At 74.2% G+C, this 19270-nt stretch carries 17 protein-coding genes and 2 pseudogenes; 10 read left to right on the top strand and 9 right to left on the bottom strand.

From position 1 onward, the window contains the following. Positions 1-114: 114 nt before the first annotated feature. A complete protein-coding gene (locus tag AB0399_RS08325; protein WP_366410682.1) occupies positions 115-648 on the top strand; it encodes a helix-turn-helix domain-containing protein in 534 nt (177 codons plus the stop codon). A 65-nt stretch (positions 649-713) separates the two neighbouring features. After that, positions 714-1748: an NUDIX hydrolase gene (locus AB0399_RS08320; protein ID WP_329362385.1), complete on the top strand. Its 1035-nt coding sequence runs from the start codon at positions 714-716 to the stop codon at positions 1746-1748. Between the two features lie 180 nt (positions 1749-1928). Here AB0399_RS08320 and AB0399_RS08315 read toward each other — a convergent pair whose 3' ends face one another. Continuing rightward, positions 1929-3302 carry a dipeptidase gene (locus tag AB0399_RS08315; RefSeq protein WP_366410681.1) on the bottom strand — a complete coding sequence of 458 codons (1374 nt, stop codon included), beginning with the start codon at positions 3300-3302 and terminating at the stop codon, positions 1929-1931. Positions 3303-3516: 214 nt separating this feature from the next. On the opposite strand from AB0399_RS08315, the gene AB0399_RS08310 reads away from it, so the two are divergent. The 3 genes and pseudogenes from AB0399_RS08310 to AB0399_RS08300 all read left to right on the top strand — a co-directional run bounded on the left by AB0399_RS08310 (position 3517) and on the right by AB0399_RS08300 (position 7028). Continuing rightward, complete coding sequence (locus tag AB0399_RS08310) at positions 3517-4767, top strand: geranylgeranyl reductase family protein (RefSeq protein WP_328472285.1); 1251 nt, start codon at positions 3517-3519, stop codon at positions 4765-4767. A gap of 126 nt (positions 4768-4893) precedes the next feature. Beyond that, positions 4894-6057, top strand: a pseudogene (locus AB0399_RS08305) (sensor histidine kinase); the annotation flags it as partial. 305 nt (positions 6058-6362) lie between these two features. Beyond that, entirely contained in the window at positions 6363-7028 is a 666-nt protein-coding gene (locus AB0399_RS08300; protein ID WP_329362392.1) for a response regulator transcription factor, read from the top strand. 66 nt (positions 7029-7094) lie between these two features. Here the strand turns inward: AB0399_RS08300 and AB0399_RS08295 are convergent, their stop codons facing one another. Then, positions 7095-7613 (bottom strand): DUF6332 family protein, encoded by a 519-nt coding sequence (locus AB0399_RS08295; protein ID WP_366410680.1) that lies wholly within the window; start codon positions 7611-7613, stop codon positions 7095-7097. 235 nt (positions 7614-7848) lie between these two features. Further along, entirely contained in the window at positions 7849-9405 is a 1557-nt protein-coding gene (locus tag AB0399_RS08290) for an MFS transporter (RefSeq protein ID WP_366410679.1), read from the bottom strand. Positions 9406-9490: 85 nt separating this feature from the next. On the opposite strand from AB0399_RS08290, the gene AB0399_RS08285 reads away from it, so the two are divergent. Together AB0399_RS08285 and AB0399_RS08280 are read left to right on the top strand one after the other, a co-directional pair. After that, complete coding sequence (locus AB0399_RS08285; RefSeq protein ID WP_329362398.1) at positions 9491-9883, top strand: MarR family transcriptional regulator; 393 nt, start codon at positions 9491-9493, stop codon at positions 9881-9883. A 383-nt stretch (positions 9884-10266) separates the two neighbouring features. Beyond that, the gene (locus tag AB0399_RS08280; RefSeq protein WP_366410678.1) at positions 10267-10722 is read left to right on the top strand and encodes a DUF5946 family protein; all 456 of its coding nucleotides are present in this window, start codon (positions 10267-10269) and stop codon (positions 10720-10722) included. Between the two features lie 365 nt (positions 10723-11087). Here the strand turns inward: AB0399_RS08280 and AB0399_RS08275 are convergent, their stop codons facing one another. The 3 genes from AB0399_RS08275 to AB0399_RS08265 form a co-directional block, all read right to left on the bottom strand. Then, a complete protein-coding gene (locus AB0399_RS08275) occupies positions 11088-11861 on the bottom strand; it encodes a maleylpyruvate isomerase family mycothiol-dependent enzyme (protein ID WP_366410677.1) in 774 nt (257 codons plus the stop codon). Positions 11862-11891: 30 nt separating this feature from the next. After that, the gene (locus tag AB0399_RS08270) at positions 11892-12266 is read right to left on the bottom strand and encodes a hypothetical protein (RefSeq protein WP_366410676.1); all 375 of its coding nucleotides are present in this window, start codon (positions 12264-12266) and stop codon (positions 11892-11894) included. A gap of 152 nt (positions 12267-12418) precedes the next feature. Beyond that, a complete protein-coding gene (locus AB0399_RS08265) occupies positions 12419-13840 on the bottom strand; it encodes an MFS transporter (RefSeq protein ID WP_366410675.1) in 1422 nt (473 codons plus the stop codon). 17 nt (positions 13841-13857) lie between these two features. On the opposite strand from AB0399_RS08265, the gene AB0399_RS08260 reads away from it, so the two are divergent. From AB0399_RS08260 to AB0399_RS08250, 3 genes and pseudogenes are all read left to right on the top strand, one after another. After that, positions 13858-15081 (top strand): ROK family protein, encoded by a 1224-nt coding sequence (locus tag AB0399_RS08260; protein WP_329362413.1) that lies wholly within the window; start codon positions 13858-13860, stop codon positions 15079-15081. Between the two features lie 163 nt (positions 15082-15244). Next, a pseudogene (locus tag AB0399_RS08255) lies at positions 15245-15583 on the top strand (Type 1 glutamine amidotransferase-like domain-containing protein); the annotation flags it as partial. A 62-nt stretch (positions 15584-15645) separates the two neighbouring features. Next, on the top strand, positions 15646-15897 hold the full coding sequence (locus AB0399_RS08250; RefSeq protein WP_366410752.1) for a hypothetical protein: 252 nt from the start codon (positions 15646-15648) through the stop codon (positions 15895-15897). Positions 15898-16342: 445 nt separating this feature from the next. Here the strand turns inward: AB0399_RS08250 and AB0399_RS08245 are convergent, their stop codons facing one another. The 3 genes from AB0399_RS08245 to AB0399_RS08235 form a co-directional block, all read right to left on the bottom strand. Further along, the gene (locus AB0399_RS08245; RefSeq protein ID WP_366410674.1) at positions 16343-17395 is read right to left on the bottom strand and encodes a helix-turn-helix transcriptional regulator; all 1053 of its coding nucleotides are present in this window, start codon (positions 17393-17395) and stop codon (positions 16343-16345) included. 166 nt (positions 17396-17561) lie between these two features. Further along, entirely contained in the window at positions 17562-17963 is a 402-nt protein-coding gene (locus tag AB0399_RS08240) for an NUDIX domain-containing protein (protein ID WP_329362419.1), read from the bottom strand. Positions 17964-18072: 109 nt separating this feature from the next. Continuing rightward, complete coding sequence (locus tag AB0399_RS08235) at positions 18073-19038, bottom strand: ROK family protein (RefSeq protein ID WP_366410673.1); 966 nt, start codon at positions 19036-19038, stop codon at positions 18073-18075. Positions 19039-19270: the final 232 nt, after the last annotated feature.

Below are 19270 nucleotides of genomic sequence, written 5' to 3'. Positions count from 1 at the left end.
CGTCGAGGGCTGCCGACCCACCCGAACAGGTAGGTCTGGTGAATGAACTCACGAGCGGGACGGCAGCCTAGCAGCCTGAGTCTGTTCACCGAACCGAGCAGTACCCTGTCCCCCATGGCCCTCGGCACCGACTACGCCCAGCAGGACTGCTCCCTCGCCCGCGCCCTGGAGGTCGTCGGCGAGCGCTGGAGCCTGCTGATCCTCCGGGACGCCTTCTACGGCGTGCGCCGGTTCAACGACTTCCTGGTCCACCTCGACATCCCGCGCGCCGTGCTCACCACCCGGCTCGCCGCCCTCACCGAGGCGGGCGTCCTGAGCCGGGTCGCCTACCAGCAGTCCCCGCGGCGCCACGACTACGTACTGACCGACGCCGGCCTCGAACTGTGGCCCGTCGTGCACGGCCTGGCGCTGTGGGGCGGACGGCACGCCACCCCGGGCGGCCCGTCGCGCACCTTCCACCACGCGCGGTGCGGCACCCGGCTCGACGCCGGCGGCGGCTGCCCGCCGTGCGCGGTGCAGCCGGTGCCGCCGCAGGACGTGGAGATGCGCTCGCACTTCGGCCCGGAGGGCCCCGGCCGGGACGACCCGGTCTCCGCGGTGCTCGCCGGCCGGTGGCGGCTGCTGCGGCCGGTACGTGCCACCACGTGACCGGGTGCGTTTGCCGGTGCCGATGATCCGGGCAATTCGTAGGGGTCAACGGAGAAGGGGGCACCGTGATCATCTGGGTGAACGGGGCGTTCGGCGCCGGCAAGTCCAGCGCGGCACGCGAGATGCTGGACCTGGTACCGGAGAGCACCCTGTACGACCCCGAGGCGCTCGGCGGCTGCCTGCGCCAGCTACTGCCGGAGAAGCGGCTCCAGGAGGTCACCGACTACCAGGAACTGGCGATCTGGCGGCGGCTGGTGGTGGAGACCGCCGCCGCGCTGCTCGCCGAGGTCGGCGGTGTGCTCGTCACACCGATGACGCTGCTGCGCCAGGAGCACCGGGACGAGATATTCGGCGGGCTGGCGGCCCGGGGCATCGAGGTGAAACATGTGCTGCTCGACCCGGGAGAAACGATCCTGCGCGCGCGGATCGCCGCCCGGGCCGACGCTCCCGACGACCCCGGAGCCGACGACGCCGCCCGGCGCTGGGCACTGGACCGTATCGCCGACTACACCGCGGCCCTGCCGTGGCTCACCGGCGACGCGCACGTGGTCGGCACCGGCGGGCTCGACCCGCGGCAGACGGCGGTGGCGGTCACCGAGGCGGTCGGCCGCGGCCAGGGCGTCTGCGGGATCATCCAGACGCCCGAGCCGCGCGCGGAGACGGTGGCCGCCGGGGTGCTGCTCTTCGACGACGCCGACCGGGTGCTGCTGGTCGACCCGACCTACAAGCCGGGTTGGGAGTTCCCCGGCGGCATCGTGGAGCGCGGCGAGTCGCCGGCCCGGGCCGGCTACCGCGAGGTCGCCGAGGAGTTGGGCATCGAACTGACCGGCGGGCTCGAACTGCTCGTCGTGGACTGGGAACCGCCGCACCCGCCGGGCCACGGCGGTCTGCGGCTGCTCTTCGACGGCGGCCGGATGCCCTCCGCGGACATCGGCCGGCTGCTGCTGCCCGACGCCGAACTGCGCGGCTGGCGCTTCGTCACCGAGGACGAGGCAGCCGGGCTGCTGCCCCCGGTCCGGCTGGACCGGCTGCGCTGGGCGCTGCGGGCGCGGGAGCAGGGCCGCGCCCTCAACCTGGAGGCCGGGCACCCCGCGCCGTGACCCGTCCGCGGACCCGTCCAGCGGGGCGTCGGACGCGCGCCGGCCGACGCCCCCGCCCGTTCCCCCGGCCTCGGCCCGGACCACTCCTCCGGCCGGGCCGTTCCCCGTCCGGGGCCGACATCCCGGCCCCGGACGGCTTCCCGGCCCCGGACGGCTTCCCGGCCCCGGATTACTCCCCGGTCAGACTCCCTGGCCGGCCGAGTGCGCCGCCGCGTACCGGCGCAGGAACAGCGCCTCGGTCAGCGCCATCCGCTCCAACTCCTCCGGCGAGACGCTCTCGTTGACCGCGTGGATCTGCGCCTCGGGCTCGCTCAGCCCGATCAGCAGGATCTCGGCGCTCGGGTACAGGGTGGCGAGGGTGTTGCACAGCGGGATCGAGCCGCCCTGCCCCACCACCGCCATCTCCTGGCCGTACGCCTCCCGCATCGCCTCGGCCATCGAGGCGTACGCCGGGCTGCCGGTGTCCGCGGCGAACGGCTGACCGCTGCCGCGCCGGGTCACCTCGACCTTCGCGCCCCACGGCGCGGCCGCCCGCAGGTGGGCCTCCAGCACCTCGGCGGCCTTGGCCGCGTCGACGCCCGGCGGCACCCGGACGCTCACCAGGGCGCCCGCCTCGGCCTGCACCGACGGGGTGGCGCCGACCACGGGCGGCGCGTCGATGCCCAGCACGGTCACCGCCGGCCGGGCCCACAGCCGGTCCGCGACGGCGCCGCCGCCGACCAGTTCCACACCGTCGAGCACCTTGGCGTCGCGGCGGAAGTCGGCCTCCTCGTACGCCAGCCCCGACCACTCGCCGGAGCTGTCCAGGCCGTCGACGGTAGTGGCGCCGGACGCGTCGCGCAGCGTGGCGAGCATCTGGATCAGCGCGGCCAGCGCGTCGGGGGCGGCGCCGCCGAACTGCCCGGAGTGCAGGTTCCCCGCGAGGGTCGCCACCCGGACCTCGGTCAGCACCATGCCGCGCAGCGAGGAGGTGACCGTCGGCAGGCCGACCCGGAAGTTGCCGGTGTCGCCGATCACGATGGCGTCGGCGGTCAGCAGGTCGGGGTGGGCTTCGGCGTACCGCTCCAGGCCGCCGGTGCCCTGCTCCTCGGAACCCTCCACGATCACCTTGACGTTCAGCGGGACGCCGCCGTGCTCGCGCAGCGCCCGCAGCGCGGTCAGGTGCATCACCAGGCCGCCCTTGCAGTCGGCCGCGCCGCGCCCGTACCACCGGCCGTCCCGTTCGGTCAGCTCGAACGGCGGGGAGAGCCAGGCCGATTCGTCCAGCGGCGGCTGGACGTCGTAGTGCGCGTAGAGCAGCACCGTCGGCGCGGCGGCCGGGCCGGGCAGCACTCCGTAGACCGACTGGGTGCCGTCGGGCGTGTCGAGCAGCGCCACTTCCTCGAAGCCCTCCTCCCGCAGCGCCGCCACGATCCAGGCCGCCGCTTTCTGCGACTCGCCGCGGGGGAACTGCCGCTCGTCGGCCACCGACGCGAACGACACCAGCTCGGCCAGTTCGGTCCTGGCGCGGGGGATCAGCGACGCGACGGTCTCGGACAGCGGGACTGACGTCATGAATGCTCCTGGTAGGGACGGACGAGGCCGACACGACGGCGACGAAAGCCGACAAAGGATGACAGGCACCGGCAGACCGGCGCCCCCGCCGGGGGCCGGCGGGCCGTTGCCGATGGTGCCACAGCGAGCCCTTGGCCACGGGCGCAATAGGATGCTTGTGAACAGCGCTGAACAGCGAGGACAGCCGAGCGTGGCGAGCGGGAGCGAAAACGACGTGAGCGGTGAGCAGGCGGCCCAGGGCAGCGGTGCGGAGAACGACGGGACCGAGCCGGTCTGGGACGTCGTGGTGATCGGCGCGGGTCCGGCAGGCGCGTCTGCCGCCCACGCGGCAGCCGTGACCGGTCGGCGGGTCCTGCTGCTGGAGAAATCCGAACTGCCGCGCTACAAGACCTGCGGCGGCGGCATCATCGGGCCGTCCCGGGATTCGCTGCCCCCAGGCTACGAACTCCCGCTGCGCGACCGCGTGCACGCGGTCACCTTCAGTCTCAACGGCCGGCTGACCCGCACCAAGCGATCCCGGCAGATGCTCTTCGGCCTCATCAACCGGCCCGAGTTCGACAACGGGCTGGTCGAAGCCGCCCGCGAGGCCGGCGCCGAAGTGCGTACCGGGGTGACGGTCTGCCGGGTCGAGCAGCACGGACCGGGCGTGCCCGACCGCAGGACCGTCGCGGTCGTGGTGACCGGCGGCGCCGGGGGCAAGCGCGGCGAGGAGGAGACCCTCTACGCCCGCGCGGTGGTGGGCGCCGACGGCAGCGCCAGCCGGATAGGAGCACACGTCGGGGTCAAGCTCGACCAGGTCGACCTCGGCCTGGAGTCCGAGATCCCGGTGCCCGCCTCGGTCGCCGAGGACTGGGCCGGCCGGGTGCACATCGACTGGGGCCCGCTGCCCGGCAGTTACGGCTGGGTCTTCCCCAAGGGCGACTCCCTCACCGTCGGCGTGATCTCCGCGCGCGGCGACGGCGGCGCCACCAAGCGCTACCTGGACGACTTCATCGCCCGGCTCGGGCTGGCCGGTTTCGAGCCGAGCGTCTCCTCCGGGCACCTGACCCGCTGCCGCGCCGACGACTCCCCGCTCTCCCGCGGCCGCGTCCTGGTCTGCGGCGACGCGGCCGGACTGCTGGAGCCGTGGACCCGCGAGGGCATCTCCTACGCGCTGCGCTCCGGCCGGCTGGCCGGCGAGTGGGCGGTGCGCATCGCCGAGGCGCACGACGCGGTGGACGCCCGCCGGCAGGCCCTCAACTACGCGTTCGCGGTCAAGGCCGGGCTCGGTGTCGAGATGGGCGTCGGACGGCGGATGCTGGCACTGTTCGAGCGGCGCCCCGGTCTGCTGCACGCGGCGCTGACCACCTTCCCGCCGGCCTGGCGCGCGTTCGCCGGGATCACCCGGGGGAAGCGCTCGCTCGCCGAACTGGTCCGCACCCACTCGATCGCCCGCCGCGCGCTGGACGCGTACGACCGCACCTGACCGAGGACGGCCCGGCACCCCCGGTTTCCGGTGCCGGCGCCGACCCGGAGTACTTCGTACGGAGTACCCGCGCCGCCGACCGCCGGTGGACGCCGGGCCGTCGGGTGGCGGTCTAGCGTGGGACGCATGACGTACGAGGACCGGCCGGAACCGCGGCGGCGCGGGCTGCTCGGCACCCGGCGCGTCTGGGTGCCGGTGATCGTGCTGGCGTTCGTCCAGCTGGTCGGGTCCAGCGTCGCCGGGCGGCACCAGCCGAGCCGCACCGAGCTCGACGCGCTGGGGTACACCCTGCTGCTGGCCGGGCCGGTCATGCTCCTGTTCCGGCGGCAGCGGCCGGTCGCCGTGGCCGCCGGCACCGCCGCGGTCACGCTGCTCTACGTCATGCTCGGCTACCCGTTCGGGCCGGTGTTCGCCTCGATGGTGGTGGCGTTCTTCAGCGCGGTGGCCGCGGGCCACCGCAGAGCCGTGCTGGTCATCGCGGCGGCGGCCTACGCCGCGCACATCCTGGTCGGCGCCTGGCTCTACCAGTGGCTGCCGTCGTCCGGCAGCCAGCGGCTGACGTGGGCGGAGGCGTCGGGGGTCGGCGCGTGGCTGCTGGCGGTGCTCGCCGGCGCCGAGCTGTACCGGGTCAGACGGGAGCAGGTCGCCCGGGACCGGCGGGAGCGCGCGGAGGCGGAGCGCCGCCGGGCGGACGAGGAGCGGCTGCGGATCGCCCGCGAGCTGCACGACGTGCTCGCCCACAGCATCTCGGTGATCAACGTCCAGGCGGGCGTCGCCCTCGCCCTGATGGACGAGCGGCCCGAGCAGGCGCGGACCGCGCTGACCACGATCAAGGCGGCGAGCAAGGAGGCGCTGGGCGAGGTGCGCCAGGTGCTCGGCACGCTGCGCGCGCCCGGCGAGGCCCCCCGCTCCCCCGCGCCCGGCCTGGACCGGCTGCCCGAGCTCGTGGAGCAGGCGACCGCCGCGGGCCTGGCCGCCGAGGTCGCGGTCGAGGGCACCCGTGTGCGGCTGCCGCCGGGCGCGGACCTGGCCGCCTTCCGGATCGTCCAGGAGTCGCTGACGAACATCGTGCGGCACTCCGGTTCCCGCACCGCCCGGGTCCGCCTGACCTACCGGACGGGGGCCGTCGAGGTGCTGGTCGACGACGACGGCCCGGCGGTCACGGGCGGCGAGACCGGCGGCGGCAACGGCCTGGTCGGCATGCGGGAACGGGTGGGCGCGCTGGGCGGTGAGCTACGGGCCGGAACGCGGGAGGACGGCGGCTTCCGGGTTCGCGCGGTGCTGCCGCTGGGTGGGGAGAAGCGGGCCGGCGCGGACCCTCCGTCCGGCCCGGACTCTCCGTGCGACCCGGACTCTCTGCCCGGCCCGGACTCTCCGTGCGACCGGGGGCGACCGTCCGACGAGAGGCGGCCGTCCGACGAGAGGCGGCCGTCCGGCCCGGGCCACTTGTCCGACCAGGGGCGGCCGTCCGACCCGGGCCACTTGTCCGACCAGGGGCACCCCTCCCCCTCAGGGCGCCCCTCTGCCGCTGACCGTCCCTCCGGCTCGTCCGATCCCTCCGGCCCCAGCGGCCTGACCTCCGCCGAGGAGCGCACATGATCCGCGTACTGCTCGCCGACGACCAGCTTCTGGTCCGGGCCGGCTTCCGGGCGCTGCTGGACGCGCAGCACGACATCGAGGTGGTCGGCGAGGCGGCCGACGGCGGGCAGGCGGTGCGCATGGTGCGCGAACTGGCCCCGGACGCCGTGCTGATGGACATCCGGATGCCGGTGATGGACGGGCTGGTCGCCACCCGCACGATCACCGCGGACCCGGCGCTCGCGCAGGTGCGGGTGGTGGTGCTGACCACCTTCGAACTCGACGAGTACGTCTTCGAGGCGATCCGGGCGGGCGCCTCCGGGTTCCTGGTGAAGGACACCGAACCGGCCGAACTCCTGCGCGCGGTCCGGGCGGTGGTCGGCGGCGACGCGCTGCTGTCCCCCGGCGTGACCCGCCGGCTGATCGCCGAGTTCGCCGCCCGTTCCAAGGAGCCGGCCACCGCCGCCGACCTCGAACAGCTCACCGACCGGGAGCGCGAGGTGATGGCGCTGGTCGGGATCGGCCTGTCCAACGACGAGATCGCCCGCCGGCTGGTGGTCAGCCCGCTCACGGCGAAGACGCACGTCAGCCGGGCGATGGTGAAGCTCGGCGCCCGCGACCGGGCCCAACTGGTGGTGCTCGCCTACGAGTCGGGGCTGGTGCGGCCCGGTTGGCTCGGCTGATCCGACACTGATCGCGGCGCTGATCCGGCGCTGATCCTGCGGCGCCCCCGCCGCCCGCGCCCGCGCTCAGCCGATCCGGTCGGCGCCACCCCGCGCGCCGCCCCTGCCGGCACCACTGCTCGCGGCCTGCCGCACCACCCGCCGGGGCCGGTACGGCGTCACCACCGGCGCCAAGGGCGCGGCGCCCGGGTCCGTACCGCCGTCGCCGCCACCGTCGGCGCGCCCGCGGCCGTACCCGGAACCGTGGTCGTCCCCGTGGCCGGCCGGGCTGCGGGTCGGGTCCCACGGGTACGGCGGCGGGGCCTGCCGCCGCTCCCGGGCGCGGCGTTCGAAGCGGTGCAAGGTCAGCACGATCCGGCCGAAGAAGAGCCCGGCCGCCACGATCACCGCGGCGCTGACCCACCCGTCGCGGGCCGAGCCGTGCGCCGCGCCCGCCATCACCGGGGTGGTCACGACGAGGAAGCCGGCCGCGCCGAGCACCGCGGCGGTCACCACCGCGTACATCGCCTCGACGGACGCGGCGTCGCGTTCCGCCTGCGTACGGCGCCCCGTCACGCCCCGGCCGCCCGTGCCCGCCCCGCTCATCTCCACCGCCTCCCGCACTCGCGTCCGCCGCTTCCCGGCCACCGCGCTAGACGCCGTACGGTACAGCCGCGTTCCCCCGAGTCCGCCCGGAATCCGCGGCGCGTGGGCGGCAGTCGGCGGGAGGGTGCCCGGCGACACGGGGGCACGGCGGGGCGCGCGGACGTGGACCGGCCCCGCGCGTTCCCTCCTCGCGCGGGGCCGGTCGGTCGTTCGGGAGCGGCGGGGACGGGCCGGCTCAGTCGCGTGCGGTCACGCGGCCGTCGCGGACGTCCCGCTCCGTGCCGTCGGTGGCGTCGGCGCCCTGGACGGCGGTGGCCTTGCCGGGCGCCTCCGTGTCCGAGGAGGCGACGAGGATGCCGTAGGAGGGACGGCGGCGGCGCAGCCCCGAGAGGGTGAGCAGCAGCCCGGCGAAGCCGACGCCGGTGACGACCCACAGCCCGGGCCGGTAGCTGTCGAGGGTGGCCTGCGGGCTCGCGGGGTGACCGCCGGCGCTGGAGGTGACCACCGCCGTGACGACGGCGAGGAAGATCGCGCCGCCGACCTGGAAGGACGTGTTCAGCAGCCCGGAGACCATGCCCTGCTCCTCGTCGCGCACCCCGTTGGTGGCCTGGATGTTCAGCGACGGGAAGGCGGTGGCAAAGGCGGCGCCGAGCAGCAGCATCGAGGGCAGGATGACGGTCGCGTAGTTCGGGTGCAGGCCGATCCGCAGGAACAGGACGTACCCGACGACCAGCGAGGTGAAGCCGGCCGCGATCACCCGCGGGGTGCCGAAGCGGTCGACGACCGGCCCCATCCGGGTGGAGAGGATCGCGACGAGCGAGCCCGCGGGCAGGAAGGCGAGCGCGGTGTGCATGGCGCTGTAGCCGAGGACGTTCTGGAGGTACTGCGTAACCAGGAACTGGAAGGCGACGTAGGACCCGAAGAAGGTGGCGGCGCCGAGGTTGGCGCGGACCTGGCTGGAGTCGCGCAGCACCCCGAGCCGGACCAGCGGGTGGGACGAGCGCTGCTCGATGACGGTGAAGGCGGCCAGCAGGGCCGCGACGGCGGCGAAGGAGCCGAGCGTGCGGGCCGAGGCCCATCCGACCGACGACGCCGAGACCACGGTGAACACCAGCAGCAGCATCGCGCCGGCGCCGGTGATCGCGCCCGGCAGGTCGAAGCCCCGCCCGTCGGCCTTCTCGCGCGGCGTCTTCGGGATCAGCTTCAGCCCGGCGATCAGGGCGATCAGGGCGACGGGGGCGGGCAGCAGCATCGTCCAGCGCCAGCCGGCCTCGGTCAGGAACCCGGAGAGCACCAGGCCCATGGAGAAGCCGGTGGCGCCGCAGCTGGAGTAGATGGTCAGCGCCTTGTTGCGGACCGGGCCCTCGGCGAAGCTGGTGGTGATGATGGACAGGCCCGCGGGCGCGGTGAACGCGGCGCTGAGGCCCTTGACGAACCGGGTGGCGATCAGCAGTTCGCCGGAGTCGACCAGGCCGCCGAGGAGCGAGGCCACCGCGAAGACCGCGAGGGCGATCAGGAAGACCCGGCGCCGGCCGAGCAGGTCGGCCGCGCGGCCGCCGAGGAGCAGCAGGCCGCCGTAACCGAGGATGTAGCCGCTGACGACCCATTGCAACGAGGACGTGGACAGGTGCAGGTCGCTGCCGATCGAGGGCAGCGCCACGCCGACCATCGAGACGTCGAGGGCGTCGAGGAAGAGCGCGGCGCACAGCACGAGGAGGGCGCCCCATTGCAGGGCGCTCCATCGCTGGTCGGAGCGGGGGACGGTAGGGGACGGGACTGACGGAGAGGTCATGCGGAACAGACTACATGCACGCGCATCCAATGCAAGCGCATTTAATGCCCGTGCATAGGGGTCGGTTTTCTGCTAACGTTGTGTCATGACCGGCGACAAGGGTGAGCGCGCGCTCGTGCAGGAATGGCGGGACATCCTGGCCGTTCACGCCCGTACGGCTTGCGAGATCGACCGCGAGCTGCACCGGTACGGACTCGGCGCCAGCGACTTCGAGGTGCTGGACGTCCTGATCGGCGACGACGCGGAGGACGGCTGCACCTTCCGCGTCCAGGAGCTCGCCGACCGCGTCCACCTCAGCCAGAGCGCGCTGTCCCGGCTGGTGGCCCGCCTTGAGAAGGAGGGCCTGGTCGACCGCGGCATCTGCAGCGAGGACCGGCGCGGGGTGCGGGTCGCCATCACGGAGGCCGGCCGCAGCCGCTACGAGCAGGCCCGCCCGTGCCACCGCGCGGTGCTGGAGCGGATGCTCGTCAAGTCCTGAGCCGACGGGGCGGCTGGGCGCCGGCCGATGCCGCGGCCCCTCGCGCTTCGGCGAGCGCCGCTCCCCTCCGGTGGACGGACCCTTGAGCTGCGCTTACGCGGGCCGGTTGGTGTGCTGGCGGGCCCAGTCTCCGCGCGCTTCGATGAGTGCGTGTCGTACGTGGGTGTCCAGCACCTCGGCGTGAGCGGAAGAGCTCGCCGCGGAAGTGAGGGCCGCGGGACTGCGGGAGGTCGAGGTGTTCGGCATCGAGGGCCCCACCTGGTGCCGGCAACGAGCACGTACTCACGATGTGGATTGTTTCCAGCCGCGAAGCCTCGATGGTTTGGCGTGATCGCCAGAACATTGAACGGTGCCCAGCCTCGCTTGCGAACGAAGGAGAAGGCATGGAGCCCTGCACGGAGTGCGGTGCGCCGATGAACCCGCGGTCCTGTGAGGAGCTATTCCACGCCTTGCTCGCATTGGACCATTCGCGGCGGGCACCGTGGGGGCCGCTGCACGGCGTCTCCGTCGCTTGCTTCCTGCTCCAACACCCCAGCCGGCTACCCACCGACGACGGTGCGATGGCTTGGGCGCTCCTGCGCGCATACATCGACGGCGGCCTGGACGAAGTGAACCAGCTCGTTGGCCAAGCTCGTCGTGGCAACTCCCATTGTGTGAAGGGCCGGCCTTCCCGAGTCGCGCTGGACGGGGCGCTGCCGCACCGGGGCACGCCGCCATCTCGTTTCGCCGTCACGATCGAAGACGTCGCCGTCGACGGAACTTTCCCCTCCGCAAAGTTCACGGAACGCGTCGGGTCTTGGGCCGCTGCAACGGTCGACGCGTGGAGCCGCGGCGAGTGATCGAAAAGACCTAGGGCCTGCCGAAGGCAGTGCGCCCTCCTACCCGTTCGGCCTGTCCACGACGCACGCGTAGACGACGCTGGTCCGCCTGGCGCCCAAGGCGCTGGAAACGAGGGCTTCCAGGGCGAGCACGGCCGGGTACCGGAACCCGCGCTATGACACGCGTACTCCCCTACCCGAATCAGCCGTAGCTTGCGTCCGCTGGACAGCCGTTCAGCGCGATGCCGATACCTTCCTCGCGCACCCGGCTATCGCCCGAGTTCCGGCGGTTGCGGTGCCCTGAGGCACCCACGTTGTGAGGGCGCCACAGGCCGCTTCGGTGCGACCGCATCCCTGAGCGGACGGAGGATCAGGTCACGCGCTCGTCAGGACGCGGCGCCGGAGGACAGCCAGAGGTCCATGACGTCGCGGTCGCCGCGCAGCGACAAGTGGTCGTGGGGCAGCCGGTTCCACAGCGCCAGGTACAACTCAGCGGCCGGCGCGCTCACTTCGCAGTCGGCGCCGCCGTCCGCACCGCCTCGCTCCCAGCGCGGCGGGTCCGGTGTGAAGTGCAGGGTCCAGCCGCTGTCCCCCGCCACGTCCTCGGTACGCACCCGCAGCGTGCGCGGCTGCGGGCTGCGCGCCCGGTCACGGCCCTTGCCCTCGAACCGGAGCATGAGTTCGTCCACGCCGTCCGCGGCGAAGGCGGGGTCCACCGCTGACGGGGCCAGGCCGGCGGCGGCCTGGGCGTCGACGCGGTGGACGGTGGTCTCGTGTGCCTGGCGGCGGACCCAGAACTCCAGCGGCGAGGGCGCGGGCATGAAGGTCCAGCAGACCAGGTCCGCCGGGGCGTCCTCCAGCACCTCCACCAGCCGGGCGTGCGAGAGCCGGTACCAGTCGACGAGTTCGCCGCCGTCGGAGCCGGTGCCGTTGCTCCCCGTGCCGCTCGGCGCCGTGTCGTCGAGTTGGGCGGGCTCGGTACGCCCCTCGGCGACGAACCCGGCCGCCCAGCGGTGCACCGCCCCGGTGTGCCGCAGCAGGTCGCGGACCTGCCACTTCGGGCAGGTGGGCACGGACGCGTCCAGCCCCGCGCGCTGTGCGGCGTCGGCCAGCAGGGGTCCCTCGCGGCGCAGCGTCTCGATGAACTCGGCAGTCTCCATAGGGGAATTGTGCCGGGTCGGCGGCGCCGGTCAACGTGCGGCGACACGGCGCCGGGCGGCGCGCACCCCGTATCCGATCAGCACGGCGTCCAGGGCCGCCGCGACGATCGCGGCGACCACGGTCAACGTCCAGCCGGTCCACCCGCTCGCGGCCGACGACACGTCCAGCCCGCCGACGGCCGCGAACAGCCGCCACAGCGCCGGTGTCCAGGGCAGCGTCGCCAGTTCGAGCAGCACCCCGCTGAACGACAGCGCCGGGCCGCCCGCGATCGCGGTCTGCAGCAGCGTCAGCAGCAGGCACACCGCGACCACGCCCAGATAGATCCGCGCCGCCCGCTCACCGGCCACGACACGAGCGGCACGAACCGTACGGGCGGTACGGCCGGCCCAGGGCGGCATGCGCATCGGCTCCTCCTGCGGTGCGTACGGGCCCCCGCGCGGGGGCACCTGCGGGCTCGTACCGGCGGCGACAGGCCGCAACGGCCTTACGCCACCGCGACGTTCCGCGGGGCCACCAGCATGCCGCCTCGACGCCGTTCGCGCGCCTGTGATGTACGTCAAGCCGACCGGGGCGGCGAGGTGTGCCGTACCGACCAGGCGATCACCGCGGCGACGGCGGCGAGCGCGGAGACCGTGGTCAGCGCGGTGGGCAGGCCGACCGCGTCGGTGAGGAAGCCGATCGCGGGCGGGCCGAGCAGCATCCCGCCGTAGCCGAGCGTGGAGGCGGCGGCCACTCCGCTCGGACCGGTCAGCGCGCCGGCGCGCGCGATGGCGGTCGGGAAGAGGTTCGCCAGGCCGAGGCCGGTCAGCGCGAAGCCGACCATCACCAGCGCGGTGAACGGCGCGAGCGCGCCCAGCAGCATCCCGCCGCATGCGGTCAACCCGCCGAACACCAGCGCGCGGCTCTGCCCGAGCCGGGTGATCAGCGCGGCGCCGGTCAGCCGCCCGATGGTCATCGCCGAGGTGACGCAGGCGTAGCCGGCCGCCGCGATCCCGGGACCGTTGTGCAGGTCCTGCTGGATGTGCAGCGCGCCCCACTCGGCGAGCGCGCCCTCGCCGTACGCCGAGCAGCCCGCGATCAGGCCGAACACGGCGACCAGCAGGGTCGTACGGTGGCCGGCGGTTCCCCGCTTCCCGGCCGGCGCCGTCCCGGCGAGTGCCTTTCCGGCGGGCGCCGTCCCGTCCGGCGCCAGCGTCGTACGCTCCGGGTCGACCCCGGCCCCAGCACCGGCCTCGGCACCCGTTCCGGCCTCGGCCTCGGCACCCGCACCCGCACCCACACCCGCACCCGCACCCGCACCCGCACCCGCACCCGCACCCGCAGAACCCTCCCGCGCCGCGGCACCCCGTCCGCCCCCGTGGCTGAGCGGATGCGCCACCAGCACCCGCCCCGCGAACAGCACCGTCAACAGGCCGATCGGCGTGAGCAGCATCAGATGGGTGGCGGGCGACAGGTGCGACGCCAGCAGCCCGCCGATACCCGCGCCGAGCAGACCGCCCATGCTGTAGGCAGCGTGGAAACTGGACATCACCGGGCGGCGCAGCGCGGCGACCAGGTCGACGGCGACGCTGTTCATCGCGACGTTGAGGCCGCCGTAGGACGCGCCGAAGAACAGCAGCACCAGGCCGAGGGCGAGGGCCGAATGGGTACGCGGCGGCAGGGCCACGCTGACCGCCAGCATGGCCGCGGTCACGACGGTCACCCGCTCGTTGCCGAAGACACGGCACAGCCGGCCGGTGAGCACCATCGTGGCGATCGCCCCGACCGAAACGCCCAGCAGCGCGAGCCCCAACTGCCCTGCGGACGCGCCGACCTGGGCCTTGATGGCGGGGATGCGCACCACCCACCCGGCGAACAGGAACCCGTCCACGGCGAAGAAGACCGTCAACGCGACGCGCAGCGCGCGCAGGGCCGGGTCGGGGGCGAATGTGTGGTGGGATCGGGACAGCGCCGTCCCTATTTTGTTCAGCGTCGGCACAAAGTGAGAATAGAGTGGTGACACAGATTCGGACAAGGCTTGAGCGCGGCCGAGGCGCGCTCGGTCCAGCGCTCGGCCTGGTACACACCGGCCGCGCGCCGACCCGCGCCCTGCTCACCGCGGAACTGGGCGTGACCCGCGCGACCGCCGGGGCGGTGGCGGCCGAACTCGAGGCGCTCGGTCTGATCCGGGTCGACACCCGGCCGACCGGGCCCTCCGGCGCGCAGGGCCGCCCCTCCCACCGGCTGGAGGTGGCCCCCGAAGGACCGGTCGCACTCGCCGCGCAGGTGCACGCCGACGGCTTCCGCGCCGCGCTGGTCGGCCTCGGCGGTGAGACGGTGGCGACCGCGCCCGGCTGCATGACGGTTCCGGCCGACCCCGCGCACGTGCTCGGCGAGGTGGTGGCGGCCGGCGCGGAACTGCTGCGCGCCCACGGGCGGGAGTGCGTCGGCGCCGGGCTCGCGGTGCCGTCCGCGGTCGCCGAGCCCGAGGGCGCCGCGCTCAACCCGCTGCACCTGGCCTGGCCGGCCGGCGCGCCCGTGCTGCGGGTGTTCACCGAGCAGGTGGCCAAGGCCGGTATCACCGGTCCCGGCGGGCGCCCGGTGCCCTGCTTCGTGGGCAACGACGTCAACGTGGCGGCGCTCGCCGAACACCGCCACGGGGCCGGCCGCGACGCCCAGCACCTGCTGGTGGTCGCCTCGGGCCACCGCGGGGTCGGCGGCGCCCTCGTGCTCGACGGCCGCCTGCACACCGGCAGCGCGGGGCTGGCCCTGGAGGTCGGCCACCTGACCGTCCGACCGGACGGGCGGCCCTGCCACTGCGGCTCCCGCGGCTGCCTCGACGTCGAGGCCGACCCGCTCGCCTTCATCGAGGCCGCCGGACGCCCGGCGGGCCCGGAGATCTCGCTGCTGGAGCAGTCCCGCGACCTGCTGCGCACCGAGTACGACGACCCGTCCGTACGCCGCGCCGCCCATATCCTCATCGACCGGCTCGGCACCGGTCTGGCCGGACTCGTCAACGTGCTCAACCCCGACCGCATCCTGCTCGGCGGCCTGCACGGCCACCTGCTGGACGCCGACCCCGACCGGCTGCGCGCGGTCGTCGCCGACCGCAGCCTGTGGGGGCGCAGCGGAAGCGTGCCGCTGCTGGCGTGCGCGCTGAACCACAACAGCCTCGTCGGCGCCGCCGAACTCGCCTGGCAGCCGGTCCTGGACGACCCCTTGAGCGCGCTCGGCGGCTGAACGACCACGTGCCCCGGACCGCGGGTGGAGGGCCGGTGGGACGCGATCCGGCGACGGCCTCGGACGCGGCCGCCTCGGCTGCCCCGGACCTGGCCCATCGAGGTCCGGCGGGGCGGTACGGTGTCGGCCACTTCCGTTGTGCAGCCAGTTGGGGGCGGACATCGTGCGACTTCTTCTCACTTCCGCCGGCATCACCAACCAGAGCATCCGGGACGCGCTGGTCGACCTCCTGGGCAAACCGGTCGCCGAGGCCCACGCCCTGTGCATCCCCACCGCGGGGTACGGGAGTTCCTTCGGCCCGGTCGGGCCCTGGCGCTTCCTCCGCGGGGCCGATCTGGGGTGGAAGTCCGTGGGGGTGCTGGAGCTCACCGCGCTGCCCAGCATCGACCGGGAGCGCTGGGTGCAGTGGGTCCGAGCGGCCGACGTCCTGCTGGTGAACGGCGGCGACACCCTGTACCTGAGCCACTGGATGCGGGAGTCCGGGCTGGCCGACCTCCTGCCGTCGCTGCCCGAGACGGTCTACGTGGGAATCAGCGCCGGGAGCCTGGTGCTGACCCCCGCGTCGTGCGGGACTTGGACGACTGGATGCCGCCCACCGGTGACGACCGCACGCTCGGGTTGGTCGACTTCTCGATCTTCCCGCACCTGGATCGCCCGGACATGCCGGAGAACACCATGGCCGCGGCGGAGAGTTGGGCGGCCGAGATCGGGGGGCCGGCGTACGCGATCGATGACGCCACCGCCGTCAAGGTGGCCGGCGGCGCCGTGGACGTCGTCTCCGAAGGGAACTGGAAGTTCTTCACGCCCGCCCCGTGAACGCCCGCCCCGTCAACTCCCGCCCCTGTGAACTCCCGCCACATGAACGCCTGTCCCATGAACGTCAGCGACTGAAGGTCAGCGGCCTTCCGTACGCACCCGGCGGCTGGTGAAACACGGCCGGGGCCGCCCGGTCGGCGCGAGGCGGCCGGCCCGACACCGGCGAGGACGAGATCGACCCCGGCCGGGAACTGCTCGCCGTCGTCGTGCTCGCGCGGCTGATCCGCGACCGGTTCGGGTGAGCGGATACTTCTCCGGGTCCAGCGCCTCCCACGCCTTCGCGACGCTGTCGTGGAACGTGGCGCGGTCCATGTCGGGCCCGAACGTGCGGGCGCTCGCGGCGTTCGCGGCGTGCCGGCCGGTGGCGCCGAGGATGTAGTGCACCAGCACCGAGGTCGCCGTGGGCCAGCCGCCCTCGGGCACGACCGGCGCGGGCGGAAACCGCTCAGGAGACGCGCGGAGGCACCGGCCGCGCGGGCCGCGGCGACGGCACGGTGTGGCTCGGCGCCAGCCCCACCGAGTCCCCGTCGGCGCCCATGACGCGGGCCAGTTTCAGACCGGCCTCGAAGCGGCTGGTCGCGTTCAGCCGCTCCATGAGCTTGGCCACCGCGCGCTGCACGGTCCGGCGGTGCACACCGAGCTTGCGGGCGATCTGGTCGTCGCTGAGACCGCTGGCCATGAGCCGTACGACCACCCGCTCCTGGGCACTGAGCGCGGTCCGCTCGGACTGGGCGACCGCCCGAGGGTAGGGCACCGCACGCAGCCAGTAGTCCTCGTAGAGCGCCAGCTGGGCGATCACCAGGGCAGAGCCGCGCAGGAGAGCCACGCCCTGCGAGTGCGTGCCCGGAGCGGCCGGGATGAAGGCGAGCAGGCGATCGAGCACGACCAGGTCGTAGGCCGCGTGGTCGATCAGCCGGATCTCGACGCCGGCCTGCGCCAGGTCGTGCAGATAGCGCGCGTGCTTGGGGTTCTCGAGCAGTGCCTGCCGGTACATCGCCCGGCACCGCACGCCCCGTTCGACGAGGCCCCTGTCCTCTGCCAGCGACCGGTTGAGCACGTCCATCGACGGCAGCGCGCCGGGGTGCAACGCATCGACGCTCGACTTGACCCCCGCGCCCAGCTCCTGCAACCTCCGGTCCTTCAGGCGCGGTTCGGTGATCAGCTCCACCTCGGCCTGGGGTGCGTTCGCCGAGAGGGTCGGCTGATAGAGCGTCAGCAGCACGTGCGCGAGCTGCTCCAGGTCGCTGACGCTCGCCGCGTGCGCCGCGGCAGTCGCCTGGTGGGCCTGCGCCTTCCCGAGCAGCGCCGCGTTGGCTTCGACGGGCTCGATCGACTCCTGCACGTCACGTACCAGGCCCAGCCGGCGCAACTGCCGTATGCCGCGCTCCACCTGATCGAGATCGAGTCCCGTCTCGGCGGGCAGGTCGGCCACCGCCGCCTTACCCACGGTCCGCAACACCTGATAGGCGGAGAGTGCGTACTTCTCGTCGTCCTCCATCGGCCCCCCTGCTGTCTTGCCGTGTCATCGCCTGCGACCGGTTCTCCGCAGTGGCGGGGAAACAGTATGCCGGGTCCGTATCCTCGCCCCCGCGCCGGCGACGCCCGCGTCCTGGCCGCCGCGCGCGGGTCGGCGCGTACGGTCGGCGCGCGGGTCGCCTCCCCGGTCAAGGAGTGCGGACGGACGGGAGGACGTGGCCGAAGAACTCGCGATCGCCGGGGAAGACCGGGGTGAGGGTGAGGAACTCGCGCGGCGTCACCCAGCGGACCTCGGCGACCTCGCGAGGGTCGGGGACGACCTCACCGTCATCGACGCGGGCGGTCCACCAGTGCAGCAGGAACACGCCGTCCGCGGCCCGCGACTCCCAGACCTTCGCGGCCGGGGCGACCGTGAGGCCGACCTCCTCGCGCATCTCGCGGACGAGCGCGTCCTGCTGGCTCTCACCCGGTTCGAGCGTGCCGCTCGGCGGCGCCCAGTAGCCGGGCATACGGGCGCCGGGCCCCCGTCGGATCACCAGCACCCGCCCGGCCCGCGGCAGGACCGCGACGACCGCCTCACGCCCGGCCATGACACCCGTCCACGACGCCCTCCCGTGAAGTCCGGAACCGAAGCCCGGGACCGCAATCCGGGACCGCAATCCGGGACCGAAGCCCGGGACTCGAAGTCCGGGACGGAGCCTACGCGGTGGTGGGGAAGAGCTGAAGCGCCTGCGCGGCGGCCGCGGCGGCCCCGACCAGCCCCGCGTCGGTGCCGAGCTTCGCGGGCACCACGTCGACACCCGCCGCGAAGGACAGCGTGGCGTAGCGGGACAGGTGCACGCGCAGCGGGTCGAAGAGCAGCGGCCCGGCCGCCGAGACACCGCCGCCGATCACGGCGACGTGGATCTCGACGAGCGTGGCGGTCGCCGCGATGGCGGCGGCGAGGGCCTGGGCGGCGCGGTCGAACGACGCCAGGGCGACCGGATCGCCCTGGCGGGCGGACGCGGCGACCGCGGCGGCGGTCGGCTGCGCGCCGGCCGGCGGGCGCCAGCCCTCCTCGACCGCGCGCCGGGCGATGTTGGGGCCGCTGGCGATCCGCTCCACGCAGCCGCGCGACCCGCACGGGCACGGGTCGCCGTCGAGGTCCACGCTGATGTGCCCGATGTGCCCGGCGTTGCCGGTCGGCCCGGGCAGGAGGGCACCGCCGAGCACCAGACCGCCGCCGACACCGGTGGACACCACCATGCACAGCGCGTTGTCGTAGCCGCGGGCCGCGCCCTGCCAGTGCTCGGCGGCGGTCATCGCGACACCGTCGCCGGTCAGTACGACGGGCAGGCCGCCGGCCGCCGCCGAGACCCGCGGTACGAGCGGGAAGTCGCGCCAGCCGGGCACGTTGACCGGGCTGACGGTGCCCTGCGCCGCGTCCACCGGACCGGCGCTGCCGATGCCGACCGCGACGGCCCCGGGCCAGTGCGGGGCGGCGCGCAGTTCGGCGAGCACCTCGTCGACCGCGGCCATCACCCGCTCGCCGTCCGCGCTGCCGGGCGTCGGGCGCAGCGCGCGCGCCAGCAACCGCCCCTCGGCGTCGATGAGGGCCCCGGCGATCTTGGTGCCGCCGATGTCCAGTGCGGCCACGATCGGACCGGTCGCGCTGTCAGGGTGCATCGCTGCGGCGTCTCCTTGTGCGTTGTGCGTGCGTCGTGCCCGCGGTGGGCGCTTCGTCATGCGTCGTGTGAGTGTGGGGGGGTTGTGGGGGCGGGTGTGGCGGGGGTGAACAGGGGCGTGGTGCGTGGTGCGTGTGGTCGGCGAGCGGCGGACCGCGGTCGGCACTCGGTCCCCACTGCGGTCTGTCCCTTCGTGCGTTCTGTGTACGTTCTGTGGCGGTCGGATGTGCGCG

Origin of the sequence: Streptomyces sp. NPDC088194, assembly GCF_040702025.1 — a bacterium.
Taxonomy (GTDB): Bacteria; Actinomycetota; Actinomycetes; order Streptomycetales; family Streptomycetaceae; genus Actinacidiphila.
This window is presented reverse-complemented; position numbering and strand designations above follow the sequence as displayed.